The sequence below is a fragment of the Chitinophagales bacterium genome (assembly GCA_019694975.1).
GTDB lineage: Bacteria > Bacteroidota > Bacteroidia > Chitinophagales > UBA10324 > JACCZZ01.
On the sequence record JAIBAY010000008.1, the window covers coordinates 1 to 19,244 of the forward strand.

17 protein-coding genes are annotated in these 19,244 nt (G+C 45.2%); 8 read left to right on the plus strand and 9 right to left on the minus strand.

Annotation, left to right across the window (positions count from 1 at the left end; all coding sequences use genetic code 11):
• Positions 1 to 154 precede the first annotated feature (154 nt).
• The 8 genes from K1X61_13570 to K1X61_13605 all read right to left on the minus strand — a co-directional run bounded on the left by K1X61_13570 (position 155) and on the right by K1X61_13605 (position 6,498).
• On the minus strand, positions 155 to 949 hold the full coding sequence (locus tag K1X61_13570) for an alpha/beta hydrolase (protein MBX7109675.1): 795 nt from the start codon (positions 947 to 949) through the stop codon (positions 155 to 157).
• A 446-nt stretch (positions 950 to 1,395) separates the two neighbouring features.
• Positions 1,396 to 2,082 (minus strand): hypothetical protein, encoded by a 687-nt coding sequence (locus K1X61_13575; GenBank protein ID MBX7109676.1) that lies wholly within the window; start codon positions 2,080 to 2,082, stop codon positions 1,396 to 1,398.
• A 102-nt stretch (positions 2,083 to 2,184) separates the two neighbouring features.
• On the minus strand, positions 2,185 to 2,520 hold the full coding sequence (locus tag K1X61_13580; protein ID MBX7109677.1) for an MmcQ/YjbR family DNA-binding protein: 336 nt from the start codon (positions 2,518 to 2,520) through the stop codon (positions 2,185 to 2,187).
• Positions 2,521 to 2,562: 42 nt separating this feature from the next.
• On the minus strand, positions 2,563 to 3,462 hold the full coding sequence (locus K1X61_13585; GenBank protein ID MBX7109678.1) for a hypothetical protein: 900 nt from the start codon (positions 3,460 to 3,462) through the stop codon (positions 2,563 to 2,565).
• A gap of 69 nt (positions 3,463 to 3,531) precedes the next feature.
• Positions 3,532 to 3,933, minus strand: a complete 402-nt coding sequence (locus K1X61_13590; protein MBX7109679.1) for a biopolymer transporter ExbD — start codon at positions 3,931 to 3,933, stop codon at positions 3,532 to 3,534.
• The gene (locus K1X61_13595) at positions 3,930 to 4,637 is read right to left on the minus strand and encodes a MotA/TolQ/ExbB proton channel family protein (protein ID MBX7109680.1); all 708 of its coding nucleotides are present in this window, start codon (positions 4,635 to 4,637) and stop codon (positions 3,930 to 3,932) included. The genes K1X61_13590 and K1X61_13595 overlap by 4 nt, the downstream gene beginning before the upstream one ends.
• Positions 4,638 to 4,809: 172 nt before the next feature.
• Positions 4,810 to 5,460 carry a methyltransferase gene (locus K1X61_13600; protein MBX7109681.1) on the minus strand — a complete coding sequence of 217 codons (651 nt, stop codon included), beginning with the start codon at positions 5,458 to 5,460 and terminating at the stop codon, positions 4,810 to 4,812.
• A gap of 282 nt (positions 5,461 to 5,742) precedes the next feature.
• Complete coding sequence (locus K1X61_13605) at positions 5,743 to 6,498, minus strand: AraC family transcriptional regulator (protein MBX7109682.1); 756 nt, start codon at positions 6,496 to 6,498, stop codon at positions 5,743 to 5,745.
• A gap of 267 nt (positions 6,499 to 6,765) precedes the next feature.
• Between K1X61_13605 and K1X61_13610 the strand changes: the two genes are divergently transcribed.
• From K1X61_13610 to K1X61_13645, 8 genes are all read left to right on the plus strand, one after another.
• Complete coding sequence (locus K1X61_13610; GenBank protein ID MBX7109683.1) at positions 6,766 to 9,456, plus strand: hypothetical protein; 2,691 nt, start codon at positions 6,766 to 6,768, stop codon at positions 9,454 to 9,456.
• A gap of 4 nt (positions 9,457 to 9,460) precedes the next feature.
• Complete coding sequence (locus tag K1X61_13615) at positions 9,461 to 10,246, plus strand: PASTA domain-containing protein (protein MBX7109684.1); 786 nt, start codon at positions 9,461 to 9,463, stop codon at positions 10,244 to 10,246.
• Between the two features lie 53 nt (positions 10,247 to 10,299).
• On the plus strand, positions 10,300 to 12,150 hold the full coding sequence (locus tag K1X61_13620) for a T9SS type A sorting domain-containing protein (protein ID MBX7109685.1): 1,851 nt from the start codon (positions 10,300 to 10,302) through the stop codon (positions 12,148 to 12,150).
• A 4-nt stretch (positions 12,151 to 12,154) separates the two neighbouring features.
• Entirely contained in the window at positions 12,155 to 12,460 is a 306-nt protein-coding gene (locus tag K1X61_13625) for a rhodanese-like domain-containing protein (GenBank protein MBX7109686.1), read from the plus strand.
• 112 nt (positions 12,461 to 12,572) lie between these two features.
• Positions 12,573 to 14,483, plus strand: a complete 1,911-nt coding sequence (locus K1X61_13630) for a tetratricopeptide repeat protein (GenBank protein ID MBX7109687.1) — start codon at positions 12,573 to 12,575, stop codon at positions 14,481 to 14,483.
• Positions 14,484 to 14,641: 158 nt separating this feature from the next.
• Positions 14,642 to 15,688 (plus strand): endolytic transglycosylase MltG, encoded by a 1,047-nt coding sequence (gene mltG, locus K1X61_13635; protein MBX7109688.1) that lies wholly within the window; start codon positions 14,642 to 14,644, stop codon positions 15,686 to 15,688.
• Between the two features lie 75 nt (positions 15,689 to 15,763).
• Positions 15,764 to 16,174 carry an acyl-CoA thioesterase gene (locus K1X61_13640; protein ID MBX7109689.1) on the plus strand — a complete coding sequence of 137 codons (411 nt, stop codon included), beginning with the start codon at positions 15,764 to 15,766 and terminating at the stop codon, positions 16,172 to 16,174.
• Between the two features lies 1 nt (position 16,175).
• Positions 16,176 to 17,138: a YihY/virulence factor BrkB family protein gene (locus tag K1X61_13645; protein ID MBX7109690.1), complete on the plus strand. Its 963-nt coding sequence runs from the start codon at positions 16,176 to 16,178 to the stop codon at positions 17,136 to 17,138.
• Between the two features lie 110 nt (positions 17,139 to 17,248).
• On the opposite strand, the gene K1X61_13650 is transcribed toward K1X61_13645, so the two are convergent.
• Positions 17,249 to 19,174 carry a T9SS type A sorting domain-containing protein gene (locus K1X61_13650; protein ID MBX7109691.1) on the minus strand — a complete coding sequence of 642 codons (1,926 nt, stop codon included), beginning with the start codon at positions 19,172 to 19,174 and terminating at the stop codon, positions 17,249 to 17,251.
• Between the last annotated feature and the right edge of the window lie 70 nt (positions 19,175 to 19,244).

Genomic DNA, 19,244 nt, shown 5'->3' on the forward strand with positions numbered 1-19,244 from the left:
AGTATGTCCAGCAACAAAGGAAACCCCATTCATTATTGCCACACAATAATATTGAACTGCAAAAAAGCATCCGTATCATAATTTGCTCATGTGTAGTATAGATCTAAAAACATTTTCGGGAATACCCAGATCAGTTGCAAAATGTGCCTTTCTGCTATTTGTCGCACTGCTGAAAAAAGGTGTACACCGTTTCATTGAACAACTCAGGATGTTGTTGGCAAACGCCATGCTCGGAATCCGGAAAAATACACAGTTGAGCATGCGGTAATGACTGGTATATTTTTAAGGTATGCTCAGGACGGATTAGATCATGGTCACCTGCCATGACCAAAGCAGGACACGTTATTTTTCCAAGTTCGCGGTAAGCAATATTGGGCTGATTGATCATCATGTTATTCAGTGTTCGTTCCACCCTGGTGATGTCTTTCCTGTTTACTGTGGCAATCATATCATTAATTATGGATGCATCAAACGCTGTTGTATCAGGAACAACATTGGCTCCACTGACGGCAATCGCTTTCACCATTGCCGGGCATTTCAGTGCCATGAGCAGGGCATTGATGCCGCCATCACTCCAGCCCAGCACATAAGCTGAGTCTATATGCAGGAAATCGAGTAATGCGCAAAAATCATCAGCCATCATATCGTAGGAAAGTGTATCGTCTGCACCGCCCGACTTGCCCTGTAACCGGCTGTCAACTGCGATAACACGATAATATTTTTCAAAGAATGGAATCTGCGCGCTGAATGCATCTATTGCACCGCCATTGCCATGCAGCATCAGGAGTGGCATGCCACTGCCGTAGGTCTCATAGTACAGTTGAATGCCATGGATGTTCGCATAGTGCCCTGCGGATTTATTATTGCCATAAGCAACAGCAGTTTCATTGCGGCTATTTGCCTGCGCAATGCAGATAACCGGTGTGAAAAAGGCAAGCAGCGGTAACATTGAAATTAAGGCACAGTTACGGACTTTCGTTCTGTAACGGCAAAAGACACGGAGCAGCATACTGTTCTTCATTGCGGACTTCTCATTATCACTGCGAAGAAATTCTTCAGGTGCAACGTCAGTGTTTCCTGAATTGGTCGCATTAACTCAGCTATCAAAGAAAATCAATTTTACGGGAAGCTGTCACAAAATGGGCAATCAATGCAGTCATACCGGATTTATTTAGGCATCTGTCAATGAACAGAAGATATCCTGGCCCCTATTAATCAGGACAGGGAGACTCCGGGTATTTTGAGATAGCTTCTTAGTAAAGTAAGAACATTGCTATCCACACCGGCAATAACGTATTGCACTGATTTGACGGAGGTGAAGTGCTATGCCTTGCATATATGCGCATCTTGATGGATTAAATGCAGCGCAGGTTCCGTTCTTGTTGCAATCGTAAATCAATGGTTATCGCTTTTCCATTGTACAAATACCTCGTCATCACTGAAGCCGTTGTGCTGCACAAATTTGCTGAACTGCTGCCTGTTAACGGAAAATGTATAAGGCGCGATCGTATCTTGCTCGGATGATGTCATTTCCTGCAGCTCATCAAGTGCCGCCTTTGAAGCAATACTGCTGATGATCAGTTTCCCTCCCGACAGCTTAATTTTCCTTACCTCCCAGCTGTCACCATTGTAACGGCTGTTGATGAAATAATAACCTTTCCATTTACGGACAACATTGTCGGCGTCCAGCAAAATTAATGTGTCGGTATAGCGAAGGTGATTTATAATACTGTCGCCATCAAATAATATGATGTTTTTCTCTTTGGTCTTCACGTTGATAAGCGTGTCGCCAATAAGTATTTCATTACTGTCGAGCTTATTGCGATGCGTCTTATAATACACATCGTACTGGCGCTGCATCAATTTATCGCTTATCATTAACGTGGAGCTGTCGGCAAGACTCAGGTAGTTTCCCTGTAAACGCACTGGAAATGCAGGCAAATCATCAACACCAGCAGGCTGAGGCTCATTAAAAGTTACGACAGGTTCACAACCGTAAAAAAGCGCGGATAAGGTGATGATAACGAGATAAGTTAATTCTTGTCTCTTTGCTTTTGTCAAAAACGTTTTCAGTTTAAACATGGGTTAGCGACTTTAGAGGAATAATCATTGATTTACCAGGCGTGCAGCTGGAAAAAATCATGAACAAGTTCGGACAAATTATCCGCCGGTTATCCGAAATGGCTATTTATCTCTGCGTGAAATTTTTTGCATCGTTGCATCATGATAGGCTGCAGCAAGGGCATCAGCACACATTTCTTTCTTAATCGTTTTTAAGTTGATATGAGTCCAGCCATGTCCGCCCCATTTATTAGGTACAGGATACATTACCGTTTTGTCGTAGAGGCAAAACAAATCCTGATCTTTTACTGAAAGTTTAACGGTCGCTCTTTGTTTTTGAATATGGAGGGTTGCAAATATTTTCTTATTCACCCGAAAAGAGGTTAAATCAAAATGCGGCGCTTCGGTTGTCCCCTCAAAAGACAAAGCCATTTTACGAAAGGTAGCGATGCTCAGCATGTTATCCGGAAAATAACTGGGAATTAAGAGCGCAGGCATTCATCATTTCACACGGAAGGTATAAGTGATAGTGCCAAACTGTTCCTCGGCTGCATCCGGATCGGCATTCACCTTTGTCTTCATCGCCGCTTCTTCTGCAAGTTGAAAAAGGTACGAGTCGGTGGTGGTAGATCCTTTTTGCGTGGCTTTTGCAAAAGTTACGGTACCGGTTTTGTCTACTTTAATATTCACGACCACCTTTCCCGTTCGCTGTGAGTTGTCAATGATGGAAGGAAAGTAAATTATTTTTCTTCCGCTCATGCCCAATTGAGCCTTGCCGCCATCGCCGCCAAGCCCCGGGCCTCCAATGCCTGGATTACCTTCATAGCTGTCGCCGAAAGGACTGCCGTTTGGCTTGCCCTGATCGCCTGTCTTGTTGCCTGTTCCTTCGCTTGTACTGTTATTGGCGGTGCTTCCCGGATACAATGCCTTGGGCTGTGGCTTCGGAGGTGCAACGGAAGTTGGAGCGGTAATGTTTTTAGGCGTCGTGGAAGGTGAAGCAGTGTTGGTGGTGTTTCTGGATGTTTCTTTTTTAGGAATAGCAGGGGCATCTTCGTTTTCCTGCGTAATGATATCATTATTCCGTTGTTGCTGTGTGGCATTGCTTGCTTGGGCTGGAGCAGGGGCAACCAGCTCTTCAGCAATACCCATTGGCTGCACTTCCCCGGAGCCTTCCTCCACCAGTCCGATATTCAGGAAAACTCCCTGATCAGATAATGGCGGGTCAGGAGGTGTGAGGGTGAAGAAAAAGAACAGGATAAGAATGAGTATGCCGTGAACGGCCAGCGTGATACCGATGCCGCTGAGTTTGCTCTTCCTGTCGTTCCGCACATTTTCTTCATCAAACCCGGGGTTGATATCTACCGCATGTTTAAGAAAGTTGGAAGAATCAATAACGTGCATGGCAAGTGGGTATGATAATCCGTGATTTCTTTTTTCGTTGTGCATCGTCAGCGAATGACGGGAGGTCAGTTATTTTTTCTTATTCGTGGCCAGCACCATCTTCGCTTTCAGCTTTGTTCCGATGTCAATTACATCCACCACATCCTGTACCGTAAGCAAATTATCTACACGAAGCACAATCGTTGGTTCATTCATGGTTGCCAGTTTAGCAGCAAGTGCCGATTCCAGGTCGGGATATGCGACAGGCCGGTCATCAACGGCATAATTCATATTGTGATCAATACTCAGTGTTACCATCTTCTTGGCTACCGTTTGTTCACTGTTGGTTGATTTCGGCAGCGTGAGTTTGATCACGGAAGGATTCATCATGGTGGAAATGATAAGAAAAAACAACAGCAGCATGAACATGATATCATTCAATGATGAGGTGGAGACCTCCGCCTTCATCCTGGTATTTCTCCTGAATCTCATGCGGTAGGTTCCTGAATGAGGTCAATAAAGTCAACTGCATTGGCTTCGAGCATGTAGGACACCCGGTCAATCATGTTGTTCAACAGGTTAAAACATACATAAGCAAATATGCCGACAAGCAGTCCCGCCGCGGATGTAATCATTTTCTCATACAGGCCGCCTGCAATGCCATCAATACTGATCACTTTTTCCACCGATATGGTATAGAAAATTTTTATTACGCCTGAAATGGTGCCGATAAATCCCATCATGGGTGCGATGGCAGCAATGATGGCGAGGTAATTCATATTCCTGTCGAGCTTATATATTTCCAGCCTGCCTTCACTTTCTACCGCCGATTCCACTTCCTTGATTGGCTTGCCTATACGTTTGATGCCTTTGCCCAGCAACCTTGCAATAGGTGTGTTGGTATTTCTGCATAACATGATGGCTGGCTCCATCTTACCGGTAAGGAGGTAGTCGCGTATGTTCGACATGAAATTCTGATCAATCTTTGATGCCCTTCTGATCACAAGGAACCTTTCTGCCGCAAAATACACGGCGAGCAGCGATAATATCACCAATGGATACATAATCGGGCCGCCTTTCAGGATAAGGCTCAGGAGGCTCAGCGGTTCGGCAGTAGCGGTTACAGGCGGATTTACAATACCGGCATTCGACGCTGTGTCAATGGCTGTTTGTGTAATCTGAAGGAATAATGTCATAGGGAAAAATCGGCTTAAGAACGCAATCGTGCTGTGTTTATTTTTAAGAATGACAAATATACCGGATAGTGAGGCCTGCCGTCGAATGAATACTCAACAGGCAGCTTGCCAAGTGTAGGCAATTGTGGACAAAGGTTATGCAGTTGCCTGCATGTTAGTTTTTGCAGGTAAATCAAAGATGCAGATAGTATGGATGCAAAAGCTGCCTGAATTCCGTGGAATAGTGGCCATCGGTATCGCGTATCGTGAGTGTTGTTTCTGTCAGCGGCAAATCAAGATTGGTTGAAAACAAAATAATCTGCCGTTTGACAGGATGGTGATCACGTTCCTTTATGAGCATGCGTTTACATGCCTGCAATGCAACGCCTCCTGCCAGCTGCATGAATCTTTCTGCGGAGTTTGATGGCAGCAGAACGGAGAAAATTCCATCCGGTTCTAAATTTCGTTTCACCACTTCCAGTAATTCCTGATAGGATAATTGCAAGGCATGTTTTGCCTTGTTTTTTTTAAGCGAAGGAGATTGAAAATGGTTTTCATAAAAAGGAGGATTACAGATGATCAACGCGTATTTTGGACTGGCATGATACATCCTGATATCTGTGTGAATCACCCGGATACGGTCTTTCCAGTTACTGTTCGCCACGTTATCTGCCGCCTGCTGAAAACTGGGCTCATCTAATTCTGCCGCATCAATCAAACTGTTGCTTCGTTGTGCCAGCATCAGGGATAGCAGGCCGCTGCCGGTACCGATATCAAGCATTCGCCCTTTCGCCGTTGCAGGGGTAAAAGCGCCCAGTATACAGGCATCGGTGGATACCTTCATGGCACATTGGTCCTGTTCGATACGAAATTGCTTGAACTGGAAATAAGTATTACTCACAATCGAAGAAATGTAGCCTGTATTTGAAGTAAAGTATCAAGATGCAAATAAATTTAGTAGGGCATAGCATCAAACCACATCATCGACTGTCTTCATTTCAAAAATGCAGCAAATGGTTGCCAATCGAACTTGCAGGAAGGAAAGATAGAGACCTCTTTCCAGCAACATGTTTTGGTAAATAGTATCCGGAATGATGATGGAATTCTTACAATAGCAGACACCTCATTAATTCCGCTGTAGCGCACTGGGGAAAATGCCGGTGATTCTTTTGAATGCCTGGCTAAAATTGCCGGTGCTCGAAAATCCTACAGCTTGTGCCACCTCTGCAACGGAATGGCCGTTGGTGACAAGTAGCATCTTCGCCTTTTGCATCCTTTGTTCCTGCACAAAATCGTACACCGTGGTACCGAATAATTCTTTGAATCCTTTTTTCAGGTAACATTGATTGATGCCGGTTCGCAAAGAAAGTTCCGGTATAGTGGGAGGATCGCTCAGGTTCTCTAAAATGATGGCTCTTGCCTTGAAGAGTTTTTCCTTTTCCATTGGCCGGCTGAGGAATTTGCAGGTGCTGCAGGCTGTGTCGAAAACAGCATGGCTCTTGCTGAAACACAAGAGCAAGGCAAGTGCTTTGCTTTCCAGGAACATATTCCTGAAAATGCCCTGCAGTTCACAGGATAGAATTTCATGCAACAACAACTGACTGTTGCAACACATGGCCTGCTGTTGATGCTCGGGAAAGATACCGTCAACAAAGCCATCACCGGCAGCTGAAAATGATTGCAGGTATGGAAGGTCAAACTTAAAGATGATTTGATAGGACCGCGCTGCCGGATGATAATCTGCGCACGTGTCAGCAGGGGTGAACCGGCACGTGAGTGATACATGGCGGTCGCTGCGCTGCAGAGCAGCATTGCATTCCGCTTCCTGCGCCATCGGACTCACCTGAAAATAAAGTCCATCTCTGATTTGCTGCTGAATCATCACGGCGCAAAATAAATGTTATTTAGAACAATTCTAAATAAAAAATAAACGGCTTATTACTGAAAATCAGTCAGCCGGCCATCCTGATTCAAATGAGTTTGAATGAAACAGCCGGATGAAAATAAACGGCTGCCGTGAATCAGCAGGCTGAAAACCGGCAGCACCACATTGCCTGTCAATATGAACTTTTCAAATTGAATCCACCATTGACCAAGCTGTGGAATGGCAAAAAATTTCTTTTCCTTCCGATCATTACCTTTGCGCACCATGATCCGGATTGGAATATTTTTTGGCGGTGCTTCACGCGAAAGGGAGATATCATTTGCCGGAGGCAGAACGGTGTATGATAACCTTGATAAGAACCTGTTTGAAGCAATACCCGTTTTTGTTGATTCGAAGGGAAACTTCATACTGCTCGACTGGCAATTCATCTATAAAGGAACCATTCGTGATTTTTTTCCGCCGATCTCCTCCTTGCCCTATACGCCGCACAATTTCCAGATATATGTAGAGTCACTGGGTGAACTCACCGATGAGGAGGTAGATGTACTGATCGCCAAAGTAGGCAAGCGGCTTGTAGTGGAGGATCTTAAGAAGCTGATGGACTTTGGTTTCCTGGCATTGCATGGCGCCTGGGGTGAAGACGGCTCTATTCAGGGAATCCTCGAGTGGTTGAACATCCCATATTCGGGATCAGGCATACTTCCGTCCGCCATTGGCATGAATAAAGTCTTTCAGAAGAACCTGATGAAAGAAGCCGGCGCTGAAGTGGCGAAGAGTATCGTCATCAGGCGCGATGACTGGCTGACTGGTACACAGCAGAAGGATATGCTGAAGCATGCAAAGAAGAAGTTAGGTCTGCCCTTCGTGGTGAGGCCGGCCAATCAGGGTTCATCTATCGGTGTAACGATTATTCACACAGCAGGAGAAACTGCATTCCATAAGGCTGTTGATGCAGCTTTTTTTATACGCCGGATTACCGCTTCAGAGTGGAAAAAACTCAGTGCTGATGAGCAGGCCGACCTGGTACGCAACATTGCTGAAATAAAGGACGGCACCGGTATTCCGTTTAATACAGGTTCCGGCATTGTTTATCACCCTGAAGCCATTCTGTCATTCATTCAAAATCATTTCAGCCAGGTTGAGGATGACTTGCTTTTACAAAGTATCTATGAAGAGCAGGAGGTGCAGCTGGAGGCGTTTATCGAAGGCACTGAGTTTTCCTGTATTGTGATCCGGAATGAAAACGGAGGCATTGTGGCGCTCCCGCCCACTGAAATTAAAAAAGGAAGGGAAGTATATGACTACCGTTCCAAATATCTGCCGGGGCTTACAAGAAAAATTACACCAATAGATCTGCCTGACGAAGACATTGAGAAAATACGTAAACGCTGTGAGGATCTTTTTCTCTTCTTTGGATTCCACGTATATGCCCGTATTGACGGATTTATTACGAAAACCAAAAAAATTTTTCTTAATGATCCCAATACGACTTCAGGCATGTTACCGTCGTCCTTCTTTTTTCACCAGGCCGCTGAGATCGGCCTCAACCCTTCACAGTTTCTTACCTATATTATCAGGACATCAGTTTTTGAGCGCATTCAGTCACAATCGCGTACTGCCGCGTACCGCGATTTGTTGAAGATACTTGACGAGAAAATTGCCGCACTGAAGGGCCTGGCTGCGGAAAAAAAGAAAATTGCCGTCATCCTGGGTGGCTATTCTTCTGAGCGACACATATCGGTGGAGAGCGGCAGAAATATTTTTGAAAAGCTGGCCTCATCCACCAAGTACGAACCGATCCCGGTTTTCCTTACCGGAAATGAAAAGGAATTCACGCTTCATCAGATTCCGGTAAACCTGTTGTTAAAAGACAATGCTGATGACATCCGCGATAAGATCCTCCATTTTAAAAAACATCCTGTTGTAGAAAAGATAAAAAAACAGTGTGGGCAGCTGACAGCGAAGTATGCATCAGCGTCCGTGGTGTTTGCGCCGCGGCAAATTGACTTGACCGAGCTGAAGGAAATGGTGGATGGGGTGTTTATATCACTGCATGGCAGGCCGGGCGAAGACGGGCAACTGCAGGCTCAACTCGATCAGCTGAATATTCCCTATAATGGTTCCGGAGTTTTATCATCGCAGATCACCATCAATAAATACCAGACGAATGAATTACTGCGCAGCCATGGTTTTCTTATAGCCTCCCATTTACTGTTAAGTAAAGAAAGCTGGCTTAATGATGAGGAGAAATTTTATGATGTCATCACAACAGCCATGCATTATCCATTCATCTGTAAACCTGTTGATGACGGCTGTAGCTCTGCTGTAAAAAAAATCAGTTCTCGTGATGAACTGGCTGCCTTTTGTCATCTTTTATTCAGGGACAAGGAATTGCCGCCAAAAAAATATGCGGCTGTCCTGGGACTCAGGCAGGGCGAAGAATTTCCGCGTAAGCAGCATCTGCTGGTGGAAGAACTGATCAGCAGAAACGGAGCTGCCCACTTCCTGGAGATTACCGGTGGCATGCTTACCAGGATGAATGATGCCGGTGAGATGGAGTTTGAAGTATTTGAACCATCTGAAGCACTGGCCGGCGATGAAGTGCTGTCGCTGGAAGAAAAATTTTTGGCAGGCCAGGGCCAGAATATCACGCCGGCAAGGTTTGCAGCAAACAGTGCGGCATATAACAGGATTGCTGCCATTGTGAAAGCAGACCTTGAACGTGCCGCGAGAATTCTGCAGGTCAGCGGTTACTGCAGGATTGATGCTTTCGTTCGCATCTTCGACGATGGCAGGGTGGAAACAATAATCATAGAAGTGAACTCGTTACCGGGAATGACACCAGCGACAGTAATCTTCCACCAGGCAGCCATCAATCATTATAAGCCCTACGATTTTATTGATAAAATTTTAGAATTTAGCTTCGAAAAACAGCGCCGTTCCGTTGCCAGATAGCATCATGACCTTTATTAAAAGCCGCAAATTCCTGTACAATGTATTGGGAGCGGTTGGATTTTATGTAGCGGTGTTTGTGTTGTTCGCGTTCTTTGTACGTAGTTTCACAAAACACGGAGCCTCGGTTACTGTTCCGGATCTCAAGGGTAAATCGCTGGAAGAGGCGAAGGCGCTGCTTCATAAGAGTGACCTCGCATTTGCAGTGGCTGATTCCACTTACGATGCGAATCTCCCTGCACTTGCAGTAATTGACCAGAACCCGGATGCAGCAGCCAAAGTGAAAGACGGCCGCACTGTTTATCTTACCGTGAATGCTACCATGGCGCCTGAGGTGAAGATGCCTGACCTCACCGATGCATCGCTAAAGCAGGCAACGATGATCCTGGAAAGCTACAGCATGAAAGTTGGAAAGCTGATCTATCAGCCTGACCTTGCAAAAAATGTAGTTCTCTCGCAGCAGTATGAAGGAAAAACCATCGCTGCAGGAGAGTTTATAAGGAAAGGATCAGTCATTGACCTGGTGTTGGGTGATGGTTCGGGCAATACCGCTGTTGAGGTTCCAGACCTGGTAGGCATGTCGCTGCGCGAAGCAAAATTCGTACTCGAAGGTTCTTCGCTTGTACTCAGGAACGTGGAGTACGACCGATTTGTGAAGGAAGATTCAATGGATGCCATCATCATTCAACAGGTGCCTGAAGCGGGAATGGATGAAGCGATAATGATAAATGCAGGCGACAGCATAGATGTGTTGGTTACGTCACCGGCGCATTATGATCATACACAGGAATAGTCTTCAATAATTATTTACACTGTAAACATTACATTACTTTAATAAAAAAGCAGATGATCAGTAATAAGGAGCGATGCATGCTGTTGATAGTTGGCATTAACCTGTGGTATAACTCAGTGCTTGCACAGGAGATGCTGCTGCCGCTCCGTTATCAGCCGGCCTTATTGAATCATGTGCAGCCGGAAAATAACACACGGTCTGCGGTCGCGTTACCCTTTATTGATGATTTCTCGTATCCGGGCCCTGATCCTGATCCTGCTTTATGGATAAACAGCGGAGGAAATCTGAACTTTTCATTCCCACGCGACCCGGTTACCTACGGGGTGCTCACGCTGGACGGGTTAAATGGTAATGGCATTCCCTATGATACAGTCAGTTATAACTTCAGTTCCATTGACTCAGCCGATATCGTAACCTCGACACCGGTATTGCTCGGAAGCCTTTCATCAGCCGACTCTGTTTACCTGAGCTTTTACTATCAGCCCGGCGGTATCGGCGATGTGCCTAACACGCAAATGTTTAACTTATTTAATTACGGCGTTTCTTTTGGTGATTCCATCATGCTGGAATTTAAAGATAACACCGGTGCTTGGAAACATATATGGGCTCATGACGGAAGCTCCGTTCAGCCATTTAAGCAAGTGATGGTGCGTATCACGAAGCCTGCATATTTTCATGATGATTTTCAATTCCGCTTCCGCAATTATGCGAGCATTATAGGTAATTACGATCAATGGCACATAGATTATGTAAGGCTGAATAGCGGCAGGAATCATGCAGATACGCTGATTAATGATGTGGCTGTTCAATTATATCCTACATCAATTCTGAAGTCGTACCAGGCCATGCCCTGGCATCAGTTTCAGAACTACCAGGAAAAAGAAAGAGCAGATGAACATCTGCTGGTGGTGAAGAATAATTTCAATGCGGTGAAAAACACGAGTTATCACTTTGATGCGGCGGAGAAATTAACAGGCGCTTCCGTTTTTGAATCTGTGGTGCAAAGTAATAACATCAATGCCAGCGATACCGCACAGGTAAGACTGGCTACCTACGATATCCAGGATTTTTTCAATGATACCGTAATCATTGCCACACGCTATATTGTCGGCGCTACGGGTGATATCAATACCAGGAACGATACAATCATACGGGAACAGGTCTTTTCCAATGTGATGGCCTATGATGATGGCAGTGCTGAAGCCACTTACCGGCTGCTGGGTTCACCGGCTTCACTGGCCCAGCAATACATAGTAAATGAGCCTGACACGCTGCAGGGCATTGAGATACATTTTGTGAATACAGATGAAGATATGGGGCAGAATCTTTTTTCACTGATAGTTTGGTCAGCACTGAATGATGAGGATACCTTATACCGGGATGATTTTCTGAAGCCAAGGTTTACCTCCCAGCTTAACGGATTTAAATTTTACCGTTTCAGCCGTCCGGTGATCGTTACCGATACATTTTACATCGGCTTTCAGCAAACTTCATTTGCCGCTGATATTAAAACAGATATCGGGTTCGACTTAAACGTTGATGGCAGCAGTCACCTTAAATACAACATTGACAGCAATTGGATTGATTCTCAATTTCCGGGAACGGTAATGATGCGGCCTGTGATGGGCAAGGCGATCCCATTTCAGGTGAGCGCAGATGAGCCATCAGGCAACGATTATCCCGTTACTGTTTTTCCGAATCCGGTGCATGATGTCCTGATATTGCGTTATGAAGGAAATGCCAGGTACCAATGCGATATACTCGATAATGCAGGCAGGGTTCTGCTGCGTTGCCCGGAATGCCGAACGGTTAAAGTTGATCAATTGCTCCCGGGATTCTATTTACTGAAGGCCACTGATGTTATTACAGGGCGCTATATCATCCAGAAATTCATCAAACAATAACTATATGCAGCATATTACAGTGGAAGAGCTAAAGTCACGGCTCGATCAGGGTGATTCATTTCATCTCATAGATGTGCGGGAGCCATGGGAATATGAAGAATTCAATATAGGAGCCATCAACCTGCCGCTCTCTACATTCATCATGGCGATAGCCGAACTTGAAGACTGGAAGGAAGATGAAATTATCGTGCACTGTAAGATGGGCGGCAGAAGCATGCAGGCGGCCGCCATACTGGAACAGGTTGGTTTCAGAAATGTGAAAAATGTGACTGGTGGCATGGATGAATGGAAATTAAAATTCGGAAGGTAACAGTCATTACCATAAATAAGTTATTCTCATTTTTTTATGCAGGCATGCTTTTAATACAGCAGGCTGTTCCGGGATGCCAAACAATTAATACATTTGGCATTCAACCTCTTCCGTGAATAAACGCAGTTTTTTTATCATCCTGTTTTCCGGAATAGCCGTGCTCTTCATCTATTGCAATGGCCCGCAAAAAGCGGAGACCGCTAAGCTGCTATACAGAAACTGGAGCGATACAGCCGATTATGTAGGCATGAACAGTTGCAAAACATGTCACCGGCAGATCTATGAAACTTTCATGGCTACGGGCATGGGTAAAAGCTGGGACATGGCATCACCCGCGAAATCATCCGGAAAGTTCGACAGTCACAACGTCGTTTATGATCCATACAAAAATTTCTATTATCAGCCTTTCTGGAAAGATAGCCTGCTGTATATTATGGAATACAGGCTGGAGGGAAAGGATACCATTTATAAACGCATACAGCAAATCACCTATATCGTGGGTTCGGGTCAGCATACGAATTCGCATTTATGGCAGGTGAATGGTTTTCTTTATCAGGCTCCGCTTACCTTTTATACACAGAAAGGTGTCTGGGATTTGCCACCCGGTTTTGAAGACGGATTGAGCACGCGATGGAACCGTATGATCAGCGTTGAATGCATGAATTGCCATAACATGTATCCCGATTTTGATACTACTTCGGAAAACAGGTTCGCGGTGATTAAAAGCGGCATTGAATGCGAACGTTGCCACGGCCCGGGTGAAGTACACGTGAATGAAAAACTGAAGGGCATTACTGTTCATACAGATACTGCAATTGATTATACTATCGTGAACCCTGCGAAGCTTTCTCGTGATATGCAGGTGGAATTATGTCAGCGATGCCATCTGCAGGGTATCTCAGTGTTGAACAGCGGAAAGACTATGTTTGACTTTAAGCCCGGGCAGCCGCTAAACAGCGTGATGAATGTTTTTATGCCACGGTACAAAGGAGGTGATGGTAAATTTATTATGGCTTCGCATGCCGACAGGATGAAGCAAAGCCAATGTTATCTTCATTCACAGATGACCTGCCTTACCTGCCATGATCCGCACCTCAGCGTTAAGGTCACACCGCCCGATCGTTTCAATACTGCCTGTGCTTCCTGCCATAGCAACAGTAATAACGGCTGTAAGTTATCATCCATGCAGCGTATGGCTGCGAAGAATAACTGTTATGAATGTCACATGCCTGTTTCGGAAACGCTTGACATTCCCCATGTAACGGTGCATGATCATCGCGTTCAGGTGCCGGTAACTGAAGACAAAAAGCAGGAGATTCAGCAGTTCATCGGGCTGGAATGCATGACCACAAAAAATCCTTCCGCCTTGCTGATGGCAGAAGGATACCTGCAGACATTTGAAGCCTTCTCACCACAGCCTTATCTGCTCGATTCAGCCGGTGTATACCTTGCAAGAGTGCAGGAAACAAAGGACAGGCAATATCTGTATGCGCAGCTCCGGTATTTTTACCTGAAGAAAGATTATACGCAACTCGTTGCAAAGTCAGCAGACCTAAAGGCTTCCGGTGTTTCGGATGCATGGACGGCCTACCGCATCGGTGAGGCGAATTACCAGGCAGGTAATTTTTTGCGCGCATTTGATTTCTACAAAAGGGCTGTTGACCTGCGGCCGGCAAATCCTGAATTTGCCAATAAACTTGGAACGGTGCAGGTGGCACTGGAAAAATATACGGAGGCAGTTGATGTGTTTAATAAGATCGTGACAGCCAATCCTGAATATGCACCGGCCTTTTGCAATCTGGGTTATATCTATTTCCTGCACAGTGATTTTGAAAAAGCTGATTCCCTGTATGAACATGCATTGTCGCTCGATCCCGACTATGAACAGGCACTGATGAATAAGATTGCTTTGCTGGTGGTACAGCGCAAAAATGCAGAGGCAAAAATACTGGCACTGCGGGTGCTGAAGATAAATCCGAAAAATGAAAAAGCGAGATTGGTGTTGAGGGAACTGGAAAGTTGATATAATTTCTGAAGCAGTGTATGATGGAAGACAGGAAGCCGTATCTGATGCATTGTAAATTCGGGTCAGGGAATGACAAGACCAGTTCAACACAAATTAGGTATTGCGGGATGAATAATCTTCACGCAGAAACAATACAGCAGGAATAAGGGAATGCTATGGCAAGAAGAAAAAAAGTAAAAGGCAGTATGCACAGGTATCTCATTGCATTTGCAATAGTTACCGGCATATCTGTTTTACTGATCGGTTATAATTTTTATCACAGGGTGTATGCGCCCAACATCATTTATGAGAACGATAAAAATTATCTCTACATCCCTACGGGCACAGATTATGAACAGTTGCTTGCAATCCTGACGGCTAAGAAAACCGTAAAGAACATAGAAGCATTCGAATGGGTTGCCTCGAAAATGAATTTGCAGGAAAATGTGCATCCGGGTAAATACCGACTGCAGCCGCAGATGAATAACTATGAACTGGTGAAAATGATCCGTGGCGGATTGCAGGAGCCGGTGAAACTCGTGTTAAATAAATTCAGGTTGAAAGAGGAACTGGCTGGATTTGTCGGACGAAAGCTGGAAGCAGATTCTGTTGCATTACTGCAATGGCTCAATGATGATGCAGCATTAAGTGCGATGGCGCTGACCCAGGAAACAGCAATGTCACTCATCATTCCCAATACTTACGAATGCAGATGGAATACCAGCGCCACACAATTTATGCAGCGGATGAAGAAGGAATATGACCGGTTCTGGAATGCATCGCGCCTGGAGAAAGCAGCCGGGCTTGGGCTTTCGCCAACCGGCGTAATTATCCTGGCATCTATCGTAGAAGAAGAAACCAATTACCAGGCGGAGAAAGGGACGATTTCCGTCGTATATATGAACCGTATCAGAAAGGGTATGTTGTTGCAGGCGGATCCGACCATCCGGTTTGCCATGAAAGATTTCACCATCACAAGAGTGCTGCATACGCATCTTGCATTTCTTTCACCGTATAACACCTATCTGCATGAAGGACTTCCGCCGGGGCCAATCTGCACTCCGTCCATTAAAACTATTGACGCGGTATTAAATGCCACACCGCATGATTATTTATATTTTTGCGCCAATCCGGATAAACCGGGCACACACCTGTTTGCAGCAACATACCAGCAACATCTGCTGAATGCGAAGCGCTATCAGCAATGGTTAAGCAGGCAGTGAAACAGCAGCAAGGAAAATTGATAATCATGTTAGCAGGATGAATCAGTCATCCTGCAATTCAAAACCCAGTCGGCAATGTACATCCACGAAATAGAAATACGGGTCAGGTATGGAGAAGTTGATATGATGGGCTACCTGTATTACGGGTATTATTCATTTTACTATGAGCAGGCTCGTGTTGAAACCATGCGAAGCCTCGGGATTTCCTACAAGAAGATGGAAGAGCTCGGCTTCATGTTGCCTGTTCGTGATCTCAACATACACTTTATCAAGCCTGCTTATTATGACGACGTAGTACGGATCAAAACAATGATCAGCAAAATGCCGCTCGTACGCCATCAGTTTACTTATGAGATGTATAACCAGAAAGATGAGTTAATCAACAAAGCGGAAACAACCCTGGTCTATATTGACAAGGATACCAGGAAACCCGTTTCCTGCCCTGCATTTGTTCAGGACTTACTGAAGCCGTACCTTGAACACTGACGTGAGCAGCATCATAGATATCATAAAAAAGTACAGCGGCTGGAATACGCTTGTTGAACTTTCCAAGATCAAGGGATTTCCGGGACATCGCGATATTTCTGTTTATGAAGTGCTTTCTTTTCTGTTTATGGAAATGGGACGCGACTCTATTCTTATCAGGGCATCTTCCATTTCCTTTAATTTTTTTGTAGCCATCTTCCCTTCCATACTGGTAATTTTTACGGTGATTCCTTACATACCGGTACCCAATTTTCAAACTGCCTTGCTGGCAACACTGAATGATGTAATGCCCGAGAATGTTTATGTGCTGCTGAGCGAAACGATAGAAGACATCGTGACACGCGAGCAGGGCGGCCTGCTGTCCGTCAGTATAATTCTTTCCATCTACTATGCCAGCAGGGGCGTTATCAGCCTGATGAATGCTTTTGACAAGGCTTTGCCCACCTTCAGGAAAAGGAACTTTATCAATAATCAACTGGTGGCATTTAAAATACTGTTGCTTTTATTTCTCCTGCTCGTGGTATCGGTGACGTTATTTATCGGTGGAGAAAGAATAATTAAGGGGGTAATGCACCTGATACATGCAGAGGATTCAACCACGTATTTCTGGTTCACCACCATCAGGTGGTTTTCTGTGCTGGTAATTATTTATTTTTCTATTGCGCTCATCTATTATTTCGGCCCGGCCACACATAACCGCTGGCGTTTTTTTTCAGCCGGAGCTACACTGGCAACCATTCTCTCCATTATCAGTTCGCTCATATTTTCGTGGCTGATCGATCAGTTCGGACAATATAACAGGCTTTATGGTTCTATCGGAACATTACTGGTATTGATGATCTGGCTGAATTATAATTCGCTGAGCCTGCTTATCGGCTTCGAACTAAATTCCAGTATCGAGATGAATAAAAGCATGCACAAAGAGGGATCACTGGAAAGCAAGTTGTTAAATGATCAGGTATAACGGCAGTTATTATTTGGTGAGACTCCACATTCATCGAACATCCGGTAAAAACAAAACCCCCGCAGTAGTGCAGGGGTTTTGCTTTTAAAAAGGATTGCTGAATCAAAAAACTATTCAACAACCATCTTATGTGTAACGGAATTGTTGCCGGCTGTCACCGTGTAGAAATAGATACCGGAAGCCAGGGTGCCTTTTTCTATAGACAGGTTATGCTTACCTGCTGCAAAATGGTATTGCTGCGTAGAGAAAATTTCTCCGAGCATATTCTGCACTTTAACAGTAACGGCAGAAGTTTGCGCAACCTGTATGGTAAACTGTGTTGAACCATTGAAAGGATTCGGATAGTTACCACTTACTTCTAAAGCAGCCTGGTTGCTAACCGTATTGATACCGGTTGTCGGAAAATCAGTATCACTGTAAGTTACATTGCTAAAATACCAGAAGTTGCAGGTGGATGCGAAATCACCTACCGGCTCAACAATTACAACAGGTATGGTGGTTGTACCTGTTGCATCATCCCGCATACTCACAGGTGCAAGATGCGGCATAGCTACCCTTCCATCCCAGTCAGTATTGTACGTGAAGTTTTTCACTTCATTGCTCAGCTGCCAGGAATTGATATCCAATCCTCTTGAAAACAGGTTGGGATAAACATTATCGTAATCTGCATTCGGGTCAACGAGGGTAGGATCAGTATCAATCCATGTGAAAAACACTTTGCTGCCATCTGGCGTAGTGGTGGCCTGACAACGGTTGTCTTCCGTATAAGTGGTGGTGGTTCCCACAGGTCCGCGGAAAGTGGCTACGCTGTCAGCATCCAATTGAATAGCTTCCCAGTTGTCGCCATGCTTGGTTATATCATAACAATGCAGGAGCAGGGTAGAAAGAATACCATAATCCTGTCCGTTGCCTACAACATTCACGTAGTGCGGATTGCCATATTTGTCTACCACCAGCCCGGCTTCATAACCGGTAGTTGGAATGCCGGTGCCATTGGGATCAAGATCAATCATGATATTATCAAATGCAGTAAGGTCGATGTAGATTGGTTCAGACCATGTTGCACCGCCATCATTGGTTGACATGAAAACCGGTTGATAAACATAAATGCCATCATCAATAAAATCGCCGCCGATCACGATCCATCCTTTCATGCCGGTCGGGTCGAAGGCAATCAGCGGATCCAGCCATGTAGTGGTTCCGTCAAATGCAAGGTCGGGAGGCAAGGTGATGATGGTGGAAAGAGACCATTCCACATTACGCGTGGCAGGATTCCAGACGCCTTTAATCAATGCAAAGCTGCTGTCATTCACATAACCGGCTATATCATCCTCATCATACACGGAAGCCATGGTCCAGTATTCACCGGGTTTTCCTCTTACCAGCGATGTAAAGATGCCCACATCACCATGATTTACAGAATCAATTACTTCGGTATAAGACAGCACATCACCATCCAGCTGGCCAACGCCTGATATGGTGCCTTCCCACGTATTAAGCGGGGCGGAAGCATCTCCATTGTGCCAGGTTCCTTCATACACCAGGTAAAGACTGTCCGGAACAGCGGTGCCGGAAGGATTAATAAGCGCCGCCTGCGGATAGCGTCCGTTTTTTCCGCCGGCACCTGCTCCATCCGTGTTTGGATTCAGTGCACCGATGTTGTTGATGAAGGTGATACCTCCGTCTTTCGACGCATCGAACCGGTATTGTGAACTTGTACCTCCGAATGCGCCGGCATTATTGCGATGAATAAAAGCGACGGCCTTGGTGGTATTATCGGCCACCACAACATTACAGGCATTGCTTAGTACAGTTAATCCGTTGCTGGAACTTCCCAGTGCCACGGTGCTGAGATCGCGTGTGCCTTCGGCTTTCGAAACTGCCGGAAGCCGTTTAACGGATGCTTGCATCAGGATGTTTTCGTTGAGCAGGTCAACGTTCATTGTAGGATCAGCTTTATGTGTGATTTTCGGCCCCTGCGAAAACCCCGCGACACCGATCAGCATGGAAATGAGAAAGAATGTAAATTTTTTCATGGTTGAATAGGTTTGGTTTGAAATCAGAATCATGTATGATTGCCAAAATTAAAAATTTAAGATCAATGAT